This is a genomic window from Roseiarcus sp. (assembly GCF_052145395.1).
Lineage (GTDB): Bacteria > Pseudomonadota > Alphaproteobacteria > Rhizobiales > Beijerinckiaceae > Roseiarcus.
In genome coordinates, this window is record NZ_JBKQOT010000038.1 from 1 (window position 1) to 17,222 (window position 17,222).

The following is a 17,222-nucleotide window of genomic DNA, read 5'->3' on the forward strand; positions in this document are numbered from 1 at the left end:
AGGCCTGACGATGGCGCCGCCCGATGTCGCCGCCGAGCATGGCGGCCTCGACGCTCGCCGTTGTTTCGCCTTTCGCCAGGTTAAAGCTGCGGCGCAGCGCCTCGCTGTACCGCGAGGCGTCGGCGAACGTCACGAAAGTCTTGGCAAACTGTCTCGCCTCAGTCATGAGCGCATCGAAGCCAAACGCGCCGGCGTCACGCGCCACGCGATCGAGCGCGGCCCTGCCCTCAAACGAGGCCTCAAGCCCTGCGACCGCGCGGTTGAGCGCCTCGGTCATCAGCGCGCCCGTCTCGCGCTCGTCGACGACCACGAAATGGGCCGGGACGTTGGCCTCGAACGGGAACAGCTGAAGGAGCCGTTCACAGAAGCCGTGCAGCGTCTGGATCTTCAGTCCGCCAGGCGTCTCGATCGTTCGGGCGAACAATTGCCGGGCGAAGGCGAGTGCGGGCGGCCCGGGCCGCGCGGCGCCGGTTGCGACAATCGCTTCGGCGAGCCTCTCGTCGTCGAGGCTGGTCCACTTGGCGAGTGCATTGAAGATGCGGGCCGCCATGTTGGCGGCGGCCGCCTTGGTGAACGTGAGGCCGAGGATCTGCGCCGGCTTCGCCCCGTCGAGCAGCAGCCGGAGCACGCGCTGGGTCAGGACATGCGTCTTGCCGCTGCCGGCGTTGGCCGAAACCCAGGCCGAGGCCGACGGATCGGAGGCGAGCGCCTGAGAGCGCCTGAGCATATCGGGAATGTCGAGGCGCCGGGACATCAAGAGTGTCCTGCCGGCGTTTCGCCCGCGCCGCCAGCCGCGGACCATTCCTTGACGCGCGCCAGATGGTCGTAGTCCGCGAAACGGCTCAAGAATTTCGGCATCGGCCGTGACAGATAGGGCGTCGCCGGGTCGATGAACTGCTCGAGCAGGATTTTCAGGTCGGCGAAATGACGGGCGGAGAGCGCCGCTACGTCTTCGCCTTTTTCCGCAGCGTCTCGCGCCTCGCCGCCGTCCGCCCCGCCAAGCTTCAGATAAAGCGCCTGTTTCGGGATGAGGGCCCCGATGTCGGCGAAGCCACCTTGCGCCAGGATCGCCGCCTCGAGCGTGAGTTGCGGCGCGAGCCCGATCGTCACCTCCGTCTTGCCCGGCGGCGCGCCGCTCTTGTAGTCGATCAGCCGCGCCCCGCCCGCGGCGAGCCGGTCGATTCGATCGGCGCGCGCGGTCAGCTTGAACGGCTTGCCGTCGCTGAGCGGAAAGACGACCTCGCCTCGACGTTCGACAAAGATGTGCTCGGTCTCGCCACGGGTCTCGTTCTCGAACCGGACGACGAAATCGATCGCCTTCTCAATGTTGGGCCAGTTCAGGCCGGAAAAGGCTCGATCCCGCAGCAACTCGGCAAAGCGATCGCGCGCGAAGCGGCGGAGCGTCTCGCGGGCTGCCGGTGGCAGCAAACCTTCCGGGAACGCCCTGGCGAAATCCTCCAGCGCCCCGTGCCAGGCCTCGCCTGCCTCGCTGGGCCCGAGCGCCTGATCAACCTCGCCGAGCGGCGCGAGCCTGAGAATCCGCTCGGCGTAGATGGCGTAAGGATCGCGGCGCAGCGTCTCGACCCGGGTGACGCTCAGCGAGCGCGGACGCTTCTCGACCGGCGGCGTCGGCGCGGGCCGCTTCACGGGCGCCACCTTGGCCGGCCTGTCGAGCGCGCGCCCCCAGGCGAGGTATTTCTGGCCACGCCGCTCGGCCTCCTCGATCGCGCCCAAGCCGGCGGCGGCTCCGAGACGCTGCAGGAAGCGCGAGGCGACGGTCGGCTCGCCGCCGCGCTTTTTGGCGCGACTCAAAATCACCTCGCGCGCGCCGAGCGCGGCGGTAAAGTCGTGCGCCGTCTGGCCGATCCGCCGCTCGGGCGGCGAAAGCCCGAGGCTCGCGCGCATCGGCCGGTTGAGGAAGGCGTCTGTGTTGACGGCCGGCGGCCAGACTTTCTCATCCAGGCCGGCGATGAGGACGCGATCGAAGGCGAGGAGACGCGCTTCGAGCAGGCCGAGGACGACCAGACGCGGATGTCCGCCGGGCCAAGGCGGGGCGCGCACCCCGGCGAGCGCCTCCTCCAACAGGCGGGCGTAGTCGGCGAGCGTGCAGGTAAATCCATCGCCCGCGGCCAATCGCCATTCGTCGAGGAGTCCGTCGAGCGCTATGAGCCCGTGGGGCGGCTCGCAATCGTCGCTGGGCGCCGCAAGGACGGCCGAGAGCGCCGCGCGATGCGCAATGAACCAATTGCCGAGCGGCGCGGATGCGGGCGCGCGGAGGGCCCCTAGCGCCGCCGCGCAGTCGCACGCGAGCCGCTCGGCCTCGGCGCGCCCGGCTGCGCCGATCGAGCGGACCGCTGGGTGGGCGTGGGGATCGTCGGCCGCCTCGCGGGCCGCGGCGAAGGCCGCGTCAAGGCTTTCGAGCGTGACGAGCGGCGCGGCGCGGAAGACGCCGAGCTCAAGCGCCCGGGCCGCAGAATCGCGCTTATCGCGCGTCCGGCCCAATCGCGCTGAAGGATGCGCGAGAAGCGCCTGAACGTTGAGCGGACGGAAGTCGATCGCCGCCTGCAAGACAAGCCGCGCCAGCGCACCCGCCTCGGTCTGACCGAGGGACCGTCCCGCAGAATCCTCGACCTCGACGCTCCAGCGGGCGAGTTCGGCCGAAACCCGCCGCGCGATCGACGGATCCGGAGTGATCAGCGCCGCGGTCTTGCCGGGGGTCTCCAGGACCTCGCGCATCGCGATGGCGAGGGCGAGCGCCTCCTCGGTTTCGTGGTCGGCGACGATCACAGCAACTTCCGCGAGCGCCTCCGCGACCGGGGCGGGCGCGAGCGCCGCGTCCCGGAGGCGCCAGGCGTCGGTCGAATCGGCCGGCCGCAAGGCCTCGCTCACCAGCGCTTCGCGGGCCGCGAGCGCTTTCGGCAACGCGCCGAGCGGGCGCACGTCTTCCCGGGTCAAGCCGATCAGCCCGATCTGCCGGTGGAGCAAAGCCTGCGGATGGCCGGCTAGCCCCTGCTCGTCGCCGTCGCGCGCGCCGATCATGGCCCAGGCCCGGTCGTCAAGATAGCGGTCGAGGCCGGGCAGAACCACCGCGCCCTGTTCGGCCCGGGCGACAGCAGCGATAAGCCGGGCGGTGGCGCGGTTGGCGCCGGTGGAGCCGGCGATGATCGTCGGCCCGCGGCGGTTCGCGTCCGAGGCGAGGGCGGCGACCTCGGCCTGAACCAGCGCGGCGACGCGGGCCGCGCGGTCGATCAGGCCCTTCTCTGCGAGCCATTCCGGCCAGGCGGCGAAGACGATTTTCAGGAAGTCGAGCGTGATTCCCCAGTAGCGGTCATGAGCCCCGCCCGGATCGAGCGCGTCGAGCGCTTTGGGATCGACGCCCTCGATGATCATGTCGTCGGCAAGCGTCGCCAGATCGCCGGCCAGCGCGTAGGCTTGGGCGGGAGTCGCAGCGACCAGCGCCGGCTCCCGGGCGTCGAATTCGAGTCCATTCGCGTCGGCGCTGCGGATTGCGCCCCGCAAGGCCTGACCCCATCGTCGGATAAGCGTCGCCAAGGTGTGCCTGCGCGTCAGCACGCCGACTGCGGGCGGCAGGCCGGGGCGCGGCGCCGTCTCCGCGGCGGGCTCGATGAACATCTGCGCCTCGTCCGGCTCAAAGGCGCCGAGCGGGGCGATGCGTGGCAGAAGGGCGGCGCCGCGCCCGCTCGCCTCCAACAGCGCTTCGGCGAGCGCTGCGGCGGCTCGCTGGGTCGGGACGTAGATTGTCGCATCGGCGAGCGCCAGAGGCCCGCTCGAGCCCGGGAAGCCGTCGATCAACTCGCCGTCGATGAGGGCGCGGCTCAGCGTTGGCAGGAAGGGGACGCCGGGGGGAATGGTGAAGACGCGGGGCGCGCGAATCGACATAGGGCCTTGTCCCGCCGAGGTGGGGCGAAAACAAGATTCCGTCCCCACGGGGCGGGGGAAAACTTATGGCTCGGAAGGGCGGCCGCGGCCGCCAATGGGCCTCCTCGTCGGGAATGGCGAATCGCAGCTTATCCGGGCGGTGGGCGAACGCCGCGTCCGCATCCCCGCCTCCAGGAGGCGTTTGAACGCCAGACAGGCCTCGGCGCGCGCGGCGAGACGCAAGAGCCGCGCGCCGCCGACGACCCGCCATTCGGCCGCGGCGAATCGCGCGTGACGCCGCGCTGAATTGTCGGCGAGCGGGCCGCGGCGGCCGCGAGCCAGGCCGAGTCGTCGAGCGCCCGCGCCTCGAGCGCGATCGCCGGGCCGCTGACCGACCGCGGGCCGAGCGAGTCCTCGGGGGACCGATGATGCCCGATGAGGAGACGGTACATCGGAGCCCCGAGCACGCGAGGCCGTGGGACTTGCCGAATAAGCGACTATAGCGGATTGCGGCAGGACAGGTGGGTCCGGCTTGAAATCGCACAAGAGCTTCGCCGACGATCAGAGCGCGCCGATCGCGCAACACGACGAAATCGTGGAGGCGATGCGTGCGTCTCTCATCGAGACGGCCTCAGCCCCTTTGGCAGCGCGACCGGCATCGGATCCGGCACAGTGCCGGGAAGAGCCCTCACGCGCTCGCGCCGGCGGCGGTCGTCCATCCGCGCTGAAGGGGGACGCCTCCGTCTGAGCCTCGCTGGTATCCGGTCGGGCGCATGGCCCGGAACCCTAATCCTTCATGCAGCGACGAGGGCGCGGCCGGCGCTCGCGCTCGCGCTCGCGCTACGAGCGCTTGTCGTCCTCCCCCTCGGGGCTCGGCACATGCACCATCGAGCAGCTGCGGCTCGCCGCGAAGATAGGTGAGGAAGGCGCGCATGGTGCGCTCAAGGTCGATCCGGTCGGGCTTCGCCCGCCGCGCCCGCGATTGACCTCGATTCTGGAAGGATCGATCTCGTGGCTGTACCATGCCCTGTCCCTCGAGCTCGCGGCGCATCCCGTGTCCGTCGAAGCCCGCTTCGTAGCGGGACAGAGTTCTCACCGGCAGCCCGCTCCTGGCCGCCTTGGCGCGCGCCGCGGCGAGCCTCGCGCCGACCGCAGCCAGATCGAGCGACCTAGTTCTACTGAGTCACAACCTCATTTTGCGGATTGGTCGAGTGTAAGGCTCTGATATTCTGCCGATTCGTTTTGTTGGCTGAGGTGGCGAAGATCGACGGGGCGGCGCGGGAGGGCCAGGTGCGATTTGGGGCCTAGGTGAACAGTCTGGCGAGGGAGCTCGGGCACGCAGACCGAGCGGGTCCTTTGATGGATTATTGCGCCGGTTTGCTGATGCCTTGCGAGCGCAATAGCGTCGAACCGATGGCGTCGATTGTTTCTCCGGGGCGGGCCTCGGGGGCGCATCAGTCGCTGTTGCACTTCGTCGGCCAGTCGGCTTGGTCGGACGAGGCGACGCTGGCGAAGTTTCGCGAACTCGTGGCGCCGGCGTTTCCGGCGCAAGGGGGCGTCGAAGCCTGGATCGTCGACGACACGGGGTTTCAGAAGAAGGGTTCGCATTCGGTTGGCGTGGCGCGACAATATTGCGGACGGCTGGGCAAGACAGACAACTGCCAGATCGCGGTGACGCTCTCGATCGCCAATCATCATGCGGGTCTGCCGATCGCCTATCGGCTCTATCTGCCCGAAAGCTGGGACAACGACGCCGAGCGTCGAGAAGAGGCGCACGTTCCCGAGGAGGTGGAGTTCAGAACCAACCTGCAGATCGCGCTTGCCCAGATCGAGGCCGCCATGAAGGACGGCGTGGCGCCGGGGATCGTTCTGGGCGACGCCGGCCACGGCTGCGACGGCGCATTCCGCGCCGGCGTCACGGCGCTGGGCCTGACCTATGCGGTGGGTGTCGGTCTGGCCTCCCGGCGAAGAGCCATTGCCGCCCAAGCCCCGGAGCGGCCTGCGCGCAAGCCTTCGCGAGTACGACACGACGCCGATCATAAGCCGGTCTCGGCCAAACAGCTCGCGATGCGACTGCCCGCCGAGGCCTGGAAGGACGTCGAGTGGCGCGAAGGCTCCAACCAGACTTTGTCTTCGCGCTTCGCCGCCGTGCGGATCAGGCCGGCGTCGCGCGACCACACGCTCGCTGCGCCCCATCCCGTCGAATGGCCGGAGGGCGGGCGGAGCCCACGAAATACTGGCCCTCGACCTTGCCCGAGGACATGCTGCTCGACGTTCTCGTCGATGTCATCAAGCTGCGCTGGCGCATCGAACGCGACGACGAGGAATTAAAGAGCGAAATGGGCCTGGCTCACTTCGAGGGGCGAGGCTCGCGGGGGTTCCACCATCACGCCAGCCTGTGCATCGCGGCCTACGGATTCCTGATCATCGAGAGATCGGCTTTTCCCCTCTCAGCACGCTGGCGCCGCGAAAAACCTTCCCTTACCGGCCGTTCTCGATCCCCTCGCGCCGCCGGTCCGTCCCGAACGCCACGTGGCCACCTCGATTACGACGGTGCGAAAGAAATTGACGATCGCCCTCGCAAAGTCGCTCCAACGATGCCCGTGCTGTCAAGTCGCCTCAACGCGATTGAACTACAACCAACGCCTATGACACAGTAGAACTAGATCCCAAGCGATATGCGCCGTGGCATACCGGCCCGCACAAGGAGCGTTGAAGATAAAAGCAAAACCGGGCGTCAGACTCTGAGTCTTAACGCAAGCCGACTTCTTCTTTCTTCCGGACCGCGCTGAGCAATCCTCTGAAAAGAGGTGACCTTTGACGGAAAAACGCACTTGTGAGGGAAGGCTCCGGACCCGGAAGGCTGAAGCGCCGGACGAAACTCGGCTATCGCGAAGCGCCGCTCGCAGCCGATTGCACTCCGGGCGAAAGAAGGCACCGTCTTGGCGGTCACGAATTCCTCGCGGACGCCATCGACGACGCCACTTCGCCGTCGTGACCAACGCCCACGGCGCGTAGCCCCGTCCGACGGATCGCGCGGTGGCCGCATCAACGGCTCGTTCGTCCACGCGATCGCGACAGGTCTAGCGCGCGGAGGAGAATTCTCCGCGCCAGTGGGCGAGCGCGGGCTCGTCGGCGCCTTCCTGGAGGCTCACGACGGCGCCGAGCACGATAGCGTGGGAATGCCGCTCGATGATTTCCTCGACAAGACAGTCGAAGGCGGCGATGGCGTCGGCGAGGACCGGCGCGCCGGTTGCGAGCGTCGCCCACTCGCCGCCGTCGAACCGGCGCGAGCCGTGCAGGCCGCCTCGGCCGCTGAAGCGCTGCGCCAGCCCCTCGTGGCGCGCGGCCAGAAGATTAGCCGAGAAAGCGCCCGCCTCGCGCAGTCCCGCGAGCGTCGATGACGCCTTGGCGAGGCAGACGATCAAGGTCGGCGGGGTCAGCGACAGCGAGGACAGCGCGGTGACGGTGCAGCCCGTGCGGCGTTCGCCGTCGCCGCAGGCGACAATCGCCACGCCCGATGAAAGCGTCCGCATCGCCTTGCGAAACGCGCCGCTGTCCGCGTGATGCAGGCGTCGCTCGCTCACGCGCTAGCTCCGCCGCGAACGAAGGCGTCGCGGCGGGGCCCTTGCTCAAGGACGTAAACGGCCATCAGCGATCCTTCCCGGCGCTCTCTTCCACGGCGCGGCTTCGCGCCGAACATGGGGCTCGCCTACGGCGCAAATGCGGCGCTCAGAGGGTGGAGGTCAAGGCGAACGCCTGCTCAGGCCAGCGCGATCGCCGACACGAGCCGGCCGTAGTCGGGCTCCCGGCGGTGAGTTGTCCGGCGGTAGCTGAAGAAGCGCTCTTCGTCAGCGTACGTGTCGAGCCGCATGTCCTCGAACTGTCCGACGCCAGCCCGGGCGGCGCGCTCGGCGATATAGGCCTTGAGATCGAACATCGAATAGCGAGGCCGCCGGCCCGGAACGAAGAAACGGTCCCTCGCCTCTCCAGCCTCAACGAATGCGGCGACGAACTCGGGACCGACCTCGTAGGACTCTTGGGCGATGCAGGGGCCGAGCGCCGCGACCACGGCGCCGCGTTTCGCCCCGAGTCGCTCCATCGCGGCCACCGTCGCCTCGACGACGCCGCCGAGCGCGCCCCTCCAACCGGCATGGGCCGCGCCGACTACCCGCGCTTCGGGGTCGGCAAACAAGATCATGCCGCAATCGGCTCCGGTGACGCCGAGCGCCAGTCCGGGCGTCGCGGTCACAACGCCATCGCAGCAGGGGCGCGCGTCGAGCGCCCAATGCACGGAGATGGCGATCGCGTCGGGGGAGTGGACCTGATAGGGCACGGCCAGCTGATCCGCCCGCACGCCGAGCGCCGCGGCCATGCGCGCGCGGTTCTCGGCGACCGCATCGGGCGCGTCGCGTGAGCCGACGCCACCGTTCAGGGAGGCGTACACACCCTCCGAGACGCCGCCCTTGCGAGTGAAGAAGCCGTGCGCGATTCCCGGGAGGGCGAGTGTCGCAGCGGCAAGGAATGGCGCGGCGGTCAAGCTGGTCTCGCGGCGACCGGATGGAAGCCGGGTGGCGTGGGCAGTCTGCGGTTCGCCAATGCGATCGCCTTGAACAGCGCTCCCATCTCGCCCTTGCCCTTGCCAACCAGGCGGTTGCGCGCTTGATGCAACTCCTCCGCCCGGTCCGGGCCGGCGCGCTCGGCTAGCGCCTTGGTCCTGAGATCGATGCCGATCGCACGCAGGAAATCGCCCTGGTCGATCGGGCCGTAGACGGCCGCGCCCGTCGCGGCCGCGCTGCGCGCCATGGCGGCGAAGTCGACGTGCGCCGTGAGGTCGCACTCGCCGGGCATGGCGAGCGGATCGACGTAGCGGTGGGCGCGCAGGGCCTGCAGTGTGTCGCCGAGTCCGGTGACCGCGTGGCCATAATCGATGAGCAACGCGACGCCGCCCTGCTTCACAAGGCGCCCCCCGAGCTCGAACATGAAACGGTGGCCTGCCGGGTTCACTTCGAGGACCTCGCCCTCCCGGGCGTTCGCACGGATGTAGATTTCGGGCGCCGAAGCGACATCGAAGGCGAGACCGTCCTCGTCGTTTAGGCGCACCATGCGCTCCCGCCACTGCCCGTTGACCCGAACGAATTGACGGACCGGCAGGGCGTCTAGAAACTCGTTGCCGATCACGATCGCTGGTCCTTCGGGAACTTCCTTCAGGCTCTGTGCCCAGGCGACCGCCACGCCGGCGTCGAGGAGGAGTTCGTGCTGCATCGCGGCGAGAGTCGGGCTCGTCTCCATCAACCAGACGTCGAGTGCGGCCCGAAACTCGGGCACGATCCGCGCCGCCCGCAGCGCGTCGCTCATCAGGGTGCCGCGGCCTGGCCCCAGTTCGACGAGACGAACGGGGTTCGGGGCACCCATGCTCGACCAGACCTCCGCCGCCCAGAGGCCGATCAGCTCCCCGAACATCTGCGAGATTTCCGGCGAGGTGGTGAAGTCGCCGGTCGCGCCGAACGGATCGCGGTTCATATAGTAGCCGAACTCGGGATGGGCGAGCGACAGCTCCATGTAACGCTCGACCGTGATCGGCCCTTTGAGCGCGATCAGCGCCTTCATCTCGTCGAGAAGCGTCGTCATCTCAGCTTCCCCTTCGGCCAAGGCTCATGGCGATGAGGCCGAGGCCGATGGCGATCATCGGCGCCGACAGAACCATGCCCATGGTCAGTCCTCGGCCGAGGTCCTCGAGCCTCGGATCCGGCTCGCGAAAGAACTCGCTGAAGATCCGCGCCGCTCCGTATAGAACGCCGAAGACGCCCGCGATGAGTCCGGGCCTCTTGAGCGCCCCCCAGCGAGCCAGGACGTACAGGACGACAAAAGCGAGCAGGCCCTCGAGTAGCGCCTCGTATATCTGGCTTGGATGGCGCGGCAGGCCGTCGGTTCCCGGAAACACCACCGCCCAAGGGACGTCGGTCGGCCTGCCCCAGAGTTCGGGCCGGATGAAGTTGGCGATCCGGCCGAAGAACAGGCCTATCGGAGCGACCAGCGAGCAAAGGTCCATCACTGTTAGCAGCGGCGTGCGATAGCGCCGCGCAAACAGCATCATGCCGAAGAAACAGCCGATCAGACCACCGTGAAAGGCCATGCCTCCTTCCCAGACTTTGAAGATGTCAAGAGGGTGGGCCAGATAATATTCGGGGTCGTAGAACAGGACGTCGCCGAGCCGTCCGCCGATGATGACGCCGAAAGCGCAATAGACCAGCAGGTCGTCGATGCTGTCGGGAGTTGGCCGCTTGACGCCGTTCCAGTAGCGATCCTCGGCCGCGACGCGTCGGATCACCCACCAGCCGAGGACGAGGCCCGCGATATAGGCGAGCGCGTACCAGCGGATCGCCAGCGGCCCCCACTGCACGAGAACGGGATTGATCGCCGGAAAGGACAGGACAAGGATCGGCATCGAGGCGAACCTGTTGCTCAGGAGCCCTCACGGCGTCAAGGTCAGGCGACGGATTTGACAAGTTGTCCCGTCGTTTTGTCGCTTCAATGGTCGGCCGGCTTCAGCCGGTGAGCCGCCAGCCGGTCATAGATCGGCCGGGCAGCCGCAGCGATCGGCTTCAAGACGTCCGGCAGTTCCTCAAAGCGGACCTCCTGGCGCGGCGCGGAAAAACCCGTCGAAAGGTCGACGGTCTGATACCAGACCGGCGCCCAGACGCCGTCAGTGGCGCGGCGTCCGGGCGGCCAGGACAGCATCGCCGGGTCGAACGGGATTTCGAGCGCCGCGCACAGCGTGAAAAGCGTCCGTTGCGGATCGGCAAGCACATCTTGCGCCTCGACCACAGGCGGCGCCCGGCCGAGCCGGTCGGCCGCACGATCGAAAAGCTCCGCCTGCGCCGGCAGCCCGATCTCTTCGAGGGTAAAGTCGTCGCGCTTGAGCGCGTAAGAGGCGAGGACCGCCTCGGGGACGCGGATGAGGAAGGCGTTGACGAGTCCTTCCGTCCACTCCCGGCCGAAGTGGGGCAGCATGTGGTGGGGCATGTGCTTCTGGTCCCAGATTCGCTTGCCTTCCGGGGGCGGTCCGACCAGTTCCGCCGCGACGGTCCGCCAGTCGGTCGGCTGCGAGGCGACCACCTCGTCGCCTCGTCGCGCGTCGGGTGGACGAGGCCAGTGGCGACAAGATAGGCGGCGTACAACGGCTCGTCCGTGACCGCGCAATCGGCTCTCGCGCCGAACGAACGCATCATTGCCGTCGAGATGTTGCGCGGCCCGGACCACATCGCGATCCGCACGGCCCTTTCGGCGCTCAATCGCCCCTCCCCTTGGCCTCTTCCGCCTCGAGCGCCTTCACGGCGGCCCTAAGGCGACCGGTCATCGGGCCCGATCGGTCGTCGACCGCGCCCGGGGGATCTCCGATCCCGCGGCCGTCGACCGCCGCGACAGGAACGAGGCCCGCAAACGTTCCGGTGGTGAAAGCCTCGTCCGCGCCATAGACGTCGAACAGCGAGAAATCCTTCTCGAACGCGGGGATGCCCTCACGGCGCGCCGCCCTCAGAACAGCGCCGCGCGTGATTCCTCCCAGGCAGTAGCCGCCGGCCGAGGTCCAAACCTCACCCTTCCGCACGATGAAGAAATGAGTCGAATTGCAGGTGGCGACGAAGCCGCGGTCGTCGAGCATCAGCGCCTCGTCCGCGCCCGCCTCGATCGCCTGGATGCCGGCGAGTATGCAATTGAGCTTGGAATGCGAATTGAGCTTCTGGTCCTGCTCCGCCGGCCCGGTGCGCCGGATGTGGACGGTAAAGAGCCGCACCCCGCGCGCGTACATCTCGGGCCGAGGCCGCTTCCATTCGGGGATGATGACGATGGTCGCGCCGCCGATCGCAAGCCGCGGATCCTGATAGGGGGAACGCCTGACGCCGCGGGTGACCATCAGCCGGAGGTGAACGCCGTCGGTCATCGCGTTGGCTTCGAGCACGTCGAAGAGCCGAGCCTTGATCGACTCGCGGGTGAGGCCGATATCGATCCGCAGCATCTTCGCTCCGTCCCAAAGGCGATCGAGGTGGCGTTGCAAAAAGACGATTCGGCCGTCGACGAGCCGCAGGCCTTCCCAGACGCCGTCGCCGAGGACGAAGCCCGAATCGAACACCGACACCTTCGCCTCCGCCCGAGGGGTGAGCGCTCCGTCGATGCTGATCAGGACCGAATCATTACGCGGGTCGCCAACGTAGTCCTGCGTCCCGGCTGTGGATGGGGCGTTTTGAGGCATGATCCCCGTCGTTTGTCAGATCCGTCAGCATGCAGGGCCGCCGCGTTTGCAGCAAGAGCCGGCACGTTGGCGGCATGGGTCGGCGGCCATGCGCAATGACGCAGGCGGCGCGATCGGTCTTGCCTTCGCCGCGTTGCTCGGGCAGGGAGAGCCGAATCGGGCTTATTCTCCCGCAGCGAACGGACAAGCTAGGATGAGGCGGGTTCAGGACATCGCATGGCCGATCATTGGCCTCGGCGCGGTGGCCGTGTCGTCCTGGCTTTTGTTCAAGGAACTGCGCGGACTGTCCTATGCGAGCCTGCGCGACGCGTTCGGTTCGATCTCGCCCGGACGCTGGGTCATGGCCTGCGTCTCGACGATCGTCGCCTATTCCGCTCTCGCCTGGTACGACCGGATCGCGCTTCTCCATCTCGGACGGAAGATCAGCTGGCCGTTCGTGGCGCTGACCTCGTTCGTCACCTACGCCATTGCGCACAATCTCGGAGCGTCCGTGCTCTCCGGCGCCGTCATCCGCTACCGCGCCTATTCGACCCGCGGTCTGACCGTGACGGATGTCGGGCTGCTCGTCGCTTTCTGCTCATTTACCTTCGTCCTGGGCGCGGTGACGCTGGGCGGTCTCCTGTTGCTCATTCACCCCGACCTCGTCGAGCGCTTCGAAGGCGCGCCGGACTGGGTCGGGCAGGCCGCCGGCGTCGCGCTGATCGCCGCCCCGTGCCTCTACGTGCTCGGCTCGCTCTTACACTTTCGATCCTTCAGGATCGCAGGCTTCGAACTGACCTATCCCCGCCCGCCGATCGCGGCCCGGCAACTGCTCGCGGGGCCTCTGGAACTGGTCGGGGCGGCAGGCATCATCTTTTTCACGCTCCCGACCGCCAATCCCGGCTTCGTCGTGGTGCTGGGCGTTTTCATCGCCTCGTTCTGCCTGGCGCTGGTCAGCCACGCCCCCGGCGGGCTCGGCGTTCTGGAGATCGCGTTCCTTAGCGGCGTTCCGGACGCGCCTCAGGCCAATGTCGTGGCGGCGCTGCTGGCGTTTCGCCTGCTCTACCTGATTCTGCCGCTCGTCTTCTCGCTTGCGGTCGTGCTCGTGTTCGAGCGTCACCGCTGGCATTCGCTCGTCCTTCTCGGAGCCAAGCGCGCCCATGCCCGCAACGATCAGGACTAAGGCGACCGACGCCCTGCTGGTCATCGACCTGCAGGCCGATTTCATGCCAGGCGGAGCGCTTGCGGTCGGGGACGGCGACGCGGTCGTGCCCATCGCCAATGCGCTCATGCGCCGGTTCGACCACGTCGTCGTCACCCAGGACTGGCACCCCCCGGGCCACGCCTCCTTCGCTTCGACCCACGCGGCGCCGCCCTTCTCGACGAAGCGGCTCGCCTACGGCGACCAGACCCTGTGGCCCGATCACTGCGTCCAGGGCGCGCCGGGCGCGGCGCTGCATCCGGCGCTCGACACCGACCGAGCCTTTCTCATCCTGCGCAAGGGCATGGAGCCGGGCGTGGATTCCTATTCGGCCTTCGTCGAGGCCGACGGCCGTACGACGACCGGACTTGCGGCCCTGCTCAGCGCTCGCCGGGTCAAGCGGGTTTTCTGCTGCGGGCTCGCGACCGACTTCTGCGTGGCCCACTCCGCCCTCGACGCGCGCGCGGCGGGGTTCGACGTCTTCGTCGTCGAGGACGCCTGCCGGGCGATCGACGCCGACGGCTCCCTCGACGCGGCTTGGGCGCGGATGAACGCGGCCGAGGTCTGGCGCGTCCAATCGCGGGAAATCCTGGGCTGGTGCATGACCCCTTCAGGTTAAACCCGCTCCGCGATTGCGGCCCTCGTCCGCGGAGCGAGGCGCATTCGGGCATCGTCCGGCTTCATTCGGCCCGCGTTCGACATGCGTTCGACACGCGTTCGGCGCTGGATTTGACCTCCTTATTCACCCGTGAATCGTGACCTTTCAATGCGTTACACTCGCGTTTGCGGAAAAATCTCTTCGCCCGATTATTCTTCGTCCTGATTCCGGGTAAACGGCCCATCCCGTCCGAGACGGCGTCGCTCCGCTTGAGCTCGGTCCGAGCCTCGCATGAAGGGATCATACCGGCATTTCTGTTTTTCCTCAATCAAAAGTCGCGCCATCGCCGTTCACGCGAGTGGAGGGCGCCGGCGCCTTACTCCGCTCAAAACCAAGGGGCCGGCGAACGCCAAGCTTGCCCCGGCTCCCGGATCGCTTTGACCCTCGCGAGGAGAGAAATGCCGCCAGCGCACACGGGCACGAGGACGACGAGCGGCCGTTCGTCTCCACGACCTGAGGCTCAATTAACCCTGCGGCGTCGGCCCCGCGTCGCGGTTAACCATCGGTTAACCTGTCGCGCCGCATGGAAGGGCCTAGGAGCGGGGCCCCGATGCGCGCTCGAAAATTCCCAATCCCAGCGGCGTCGCCATGGTCACGCTCTATCACCATCCCTTCTGCCCCCATTCCCGCTTCGTCCGCCTGGCGCTCGGCGAGATGGGGATAGAGCCGAAGCTCGTCGAGGAGCGGGCGTGGGAGCGGCGGCGCGAATTCCTGCTGATGGCGGCCGAAGGCGCTACCCCTGTCCTGATCGAAGATCACCCGCCGGCGCTGCCCGGCGCCGAAGTGATCGCGGAATATCTCGACGAGACGCGAGGGCTGGGCTTGGGCGACCGGCGCCTGCTGCCCGACGATCCCGCCGGCCGCGCCGAGGCGCGCCGGCTGATGGCGTGGTTCAACGTCAAGTTCTTCAACGAGGCGAGCTGCTGGGTCGTCCGTGAGAAGGTTTACAAGCGCTTCATGAACTCCGCACAGGGCGGCGGCGGGCCCGACATGCAGGCCGTGCGGGCCGCGCGCTCCAATGTGCGCTATCACTTGCGCTACATCGGCCACCTCATCCGGTCTCGCAACTGGCTCGCCGGCGACCGACTGACTTACGCCGATCTCGCGGCCGCGGCCCATCTTTCCTGCCTCGACTACCTGGGCGACGTGCAATGGGACGAGAACGAGACCGCGAGGATCTGGTACGCGCGGGTGAAGTCGCGGCCCTCGTTCCGCCCGCTTCTCGCGGAACGCCTGCCGGGCATGGCCCCGAGCGCGACCTACGCGAATCTGGATTTTTAGAGCCGCTGCGAACCGAGACCGCGAATTCAGCCGGTCAGCCCTCGCCCCGTTGGGCCGCCATGCCGCCGTCAAGCATCTCGATTTCCGGGCGGTCCTCTGCATCGGTGAGGGTGTAGGCGACAGTCTCCGCGGGCTCCATCGACGAGGCGTTGTCAAATCGAAGGATCGTCCGCCCCGCCGGCTCGAAGAAGCCTGGCCGGCGCGAAACACCTGCGCGCCCTCCCGGCTGGAACGTGAAGCTTCCCTGCGTCACGACGCCCACGGTCGACATCGGATGGCGATGCAGGCCGGGCGGCTGGCCGGGCGCGAACCGGATGCGAGCGCCCCTGACCACACGGACGGGCGGGTTCGCCGAGGGCACCGCCGCGGTCACTGCCCGGCGCGTCGACAAGAAGACCGGCCGCGAAAGCCTCGAGACCCGGTATTACATCACGTCCCTCGAACCCGACCCCAAGGCCATTCTCGCCGCAACGCGCGCCTATTGGGGGATCGAGATTTTCCACTGGACGCTGGACGTGACGTTCGACGAAGACCGCTGCAGAACCAGAAAAGACGCCTCGCCGCTGAACTTCGCCGTCATCCGACACACCGGCTACAATCTCCTGAAAGCCGACAAGACCCGCGGCTCCATCCGCCGAAAGCGCCTCAGAGCCTGCATCGACCCGGAGTTCCGCACAAAGCTCTTCGCCGCTTAACGATTTACGATTTTGCCCTGAGGGAAGGGGCGGTGAGAGACGACTGTTTTCCTGTCGTATTTCGGGGACTTGCCGGACTACCGGCAGAAGGGGAAGGTCGCCTATCCGCTCGACGAGGTGCTGCTTTTGCTATTGGCGGCGGCGCTGGCGGGGGCGGAGACGGTGGCCGACATCGCGCGCTTCGGCCGGGCCAAGCTATTGTTCCTTCAGCGTTTTCGACGCTTTGCCAACGGCACGCCCTCACACGACCAGTTGGGCATCATCCTCGCCAGGCTCGACCCGGTTGCGTTCCAGCGCTGTTTTGTAGCGTGGACGGCGGCGCTTACGAAGACGTCGGCCGAAGTGATCGCCATCGATGGCAAGAGGGTGCGGCGCTCCTACCGGAAGAAGGGGGCGGACGCGCCCATTCATGTCGTGTCGGCCTTCGCCGCGCGCCAGCGCATGGTGCTTGGGCAGACCAAGGTCGGCGACAAGTCCAATGAGATCGTCGCCATTCCCGCGCTGCTTGAGCTCTTGGCCATCGAGGGCGCGGTGGTGACCCTCGACGCCATGGGCTGCCAACGCAACATCGCGCAGACAATCATCGACAAGAAGGCCGACTACATCCTCGGTTTGAAAGGCAACCAGGGCGCGCTGCGCAACGATGTCGAAGTGTTCGCCAACGAACAGAAGGCGGTCGGGTTCGCCAATACGTCGGTCAGCCGGGATACGACCGTCGACGGCGATCATGGCCGAATCGAGACCCGAACGGTCACCGTTTTCCACGACATCGGCTGGCTGCAGGACGCCCACCAGTGGCCGGGCCTGAAGTCGGTCGTCATGGTCGAGAGCGAACGGGAAACCAATGGCAAGGTGGAAACCGAGACGCGTTTCTATATTACCTCGCTCACCCTGCTCGCCAACGCCCTCGGGCCAATGATCCGCAGTCATTGGATGGTCGAAAACGGCCTCCGTTGGGTCCTCGACGTAATCTTCCGCGACGACGAATGCCGCGTGCGAACCGACAACGCGCCCTTCAACCTCGCCATCGTCAAGCACATCGCCCTCAACGTGCTCAGAACCGGCAAAAGCAAGGACACCCTGGGCATGCGCCGCAAAGTCGCCGTATGGGACGAAAACGCCCTCGCAGCCTACATCGCCGCATGAAACGTTCAGTCGATTCCCCTGGCTTGATCTGGCCAAGAGGGTCTTCCGCATTCACGCGGTCGACGCGACGGGCTCGGTCGTCATTGCCCGCTCGGTCAATCGCCGAACGCTTTTGAAGTTTTTCGACGCGCT

General features: G+C 67.5%; 16 protein-coding genes and 1 pseudogene. 7 read left to right on the forward strand and 10 right to left on the reverse strand.

From position 1 onward, the window contains the following. Together ACLP25_RS01165 and addB are read right to left on the reverse strand one after the other, a co-directional pair. A partial coding sequence (locus ACLP25_RS01165; protein WP_442467421.1) for a UvrD-helicase domain-containing protein occupies positions 1-754 on the reverse strand: 754 nt, incomplete at its 3' end. Further along, positions 754-3,900: a double-strand break repair protein AddB gene (gene addB, locus ACLP25_RS01170; RefSeq protein ID WP_442467422.1), complete on the reverse strand. Its 3,147-nt coding sequence runs from the start codon at positions 3,898-3,900 to the stop codon at positions 754-756. The genes ACLP25_RS01165 and addB, both read right to left, overlap by 1 nt. Positions 3,901-5,238: 1,338 nt before the next feature. Between addB and ACLP25_RS01175 the strand changes: the two genes are divergently transcribed. Both ACLP25_RS01175 and ACLP25_RS01180 read left to right on the forward strand, forming a co-directional pair. Continuing rightward, positions 5,239-6,210: an IS701 family transposase gene (locus ACLP25_RS01175; RefSeq protein WP_442467423.1), complete on the forward strand. Its 972-nt coding sequence runs from the start codon at positions 5,239-5,241 to the stop codon at positions 6,208-6,210. Then, positions 6,141-6,539, forward strand: coding sequence for a hypothetical protein (locus tag ACLP25_RS01180; RefSeq protein WP_442467424.1), 399 nt, complete (start codon positions 6,141-6,143; stop codon positions 6,537-6,539). Before ACLP25_RS01175 ends, ACLP25_RS01180 begins: the two co-directional genes overlap by 70 nt. A 423-nt stretch (positions 6,540-6,962) precedes the next feature. Here ACLP25_RS01180 and ACLP25_RS01185 read toward each other — a convergent pair whose 3' ends face one another. The 7 genes and pseudogenes from ACLP25_RS01185 to ACLP25_RS01215 form a co-directional block, all read right to left on the reverse strand. Then, the gene (locus ACLP25_RS01185) at positions 6,963-7,466 is read right to left on the reverse strand and encodes a flavin reductase family protein (RefSeq protein WP_442467425.1); all 504 of its coding nucleotides are present in this window, start codon (positions 7,464-7,466) and stop codon (positions 6,963-6,965) included. Positions 7,467-7,642: 176 nt separating this feature from the next. Then, entirely contained in the window at positions 7,643-8,419 is a 777-nt protein-coding gene (pgeF, locus tag ACLP25_RS01190) for a peptidoglycan editing factor PgeF (protein WP_442467426.1), read from the reverse strand. Beyond that, positions 8,416-9,510, reverse strand: a complete 1,095-nt coding sequence (locus ACLP25_RS01195; protein ID WP_442467427.1) for a class I SAM-dependent methyltransferase — start codon at positions 9,508-9,510, stop codon at positions 8,416-8,418. Before ACLP25_RS01195 ends, pgeF begins: the two co-directional genes overlap by 4 nt. Before the next feature lies 1 nt (position 9,511). Further along, complete coding sequence (gene lgt, locus ACLP25_RS01200; protein WP_442467428.1) at positions 9,512-10,327, reverse strand: prolipoprotein diacylglyceryl transferase; 816 nt, start codon at positions 10,325-10,327, stop codon at positions 9,512-9,514. An 83-nt stretch (positions 10,328-10,410) separates the two neighbouring features. Next, positions 10,411-10,998, reverse strand: coding sequence for a hypothetical protein (locus tag ACLP25_RS01205; RefSeq protein ID WP_442467429.1), 588 nt, complete (start codon positions 10,996-10,998; stop codon positions 10,411-10,413). A 20-nt stretch (positions 10,999-11,018) separates the two neighbouring features. Next, positions 11,019-11,144, reverse strand: a pseudogene (locus ACLP25_RS01210) (hypothetical protein); the annotation flags it as partial. Between the two features lie 26 nt (positions 11,145-11,170). Next, complete coding sequence (locus ACLP25_RS01215; RefSeq protein ID WP_442467430.1) at positions 11,171-12,130, reverse strand: aminotransferase class IV; 960 nt, start codon at positions 12,128-12,130, stop codon at positions 11,171-11,173. A 193-nt stretch (positions 12,131-12,323) separates the two neighbouring features. On the opposite strand from ACLP25_RS01215, the gene ACLP25_RS01220 reads away from it, so the two are divergent. The 3 genes from ACLP25_RS01220 (at position 12,324) to ACLP25_RS01230 (ending at position 15,249) form a co-directional block, all read left to right on the forward strand. Further along, positions 12,324-13,292, forward strand: a complete 969-nt coding sequence (locus ACLP25_RS01220) for a lysylphosphatidylglycerol synthase transmembrane domain-containing protein (protein ID WP_442467431.1) — start codon at positions 12,324-12,326, stop codon at positions 13,290-13,292. After that, positions 13,270-13,929 (forward strand): bifunctional nicotinamidase/pyrazinamidase, encoded by a 660-nt coding sequence (pncA, locus tag ACLP25_RS01225; protein WP_442467432.1) that lies wholly within the window; start codon positions 13,270-13,272, stop codon positions 13,927-13,929. The genes ACLP25_RS01220 and pncA overlap by 23 nt, the downstream gene beginning before the upstream one ends. Before the next feature lie 627 nt (positions 13,930-14,556). Next, positions 14,557-15,249, forward strand: a complete 693-nt coding sequence (locus ACLP25_RS01230; protein ID WP_442467433.1) for a glutathione S-transferase family protein — start codon at positions 14,557-14,559, stop codon at positions 15,247-15,249. Between the two features lie 34 nt (positions 15,250-15,283). Here the strand turns inward: ACLP25_RS01230 and ACLP25_RS01235 are convergent, their stop codons facing one another. Next, positions 15,284-15,520, reverse strand: coding sequence for a hypothetical protein (locus tag ACLP25_RS01235; protein ID WP_442467434.1), 237 nt, complete (start codon positions 15,518-15,520; stop codon positions 15,284-15,286). Positions 15,521-15,563: 43 nt separating this feature from the next. On the opposite strand from ACLP25_RS01235, the gene ACLP25_RS01240 reads away from it, so the two are divergent. Both ACLP25_RS01240 and ACLP25_RS01245 read left to right on the forward strand, forming a co-directional pair. Continuing rightward, positions 15,564-15,944 carry an ISAs1 family transposase gene (locus tag ACLP25_RS01240; protein WP_442467435.1) on the forward strand — a complete coding sequence of 127 codons (381 nt, stop codon included), beginning with the start codon at positions 15,564-15,566 and terminating at the stop codon, positions 15,942-15,944. Positions 15,945-15,995: 51 nt separating this feature from the next. Next, a complete protein-coding gene (locus tag ACLP25_RS01245) occupies positions 15,996-17,090 on the forward strand; it encodes an ISAs1 family transposase (RefSeq protein WP_442467436.1) in 1,095 nt (364 codons plus the stop codon). Positions 17,091-17,222 lie beyond the last annotated feature (132 nt).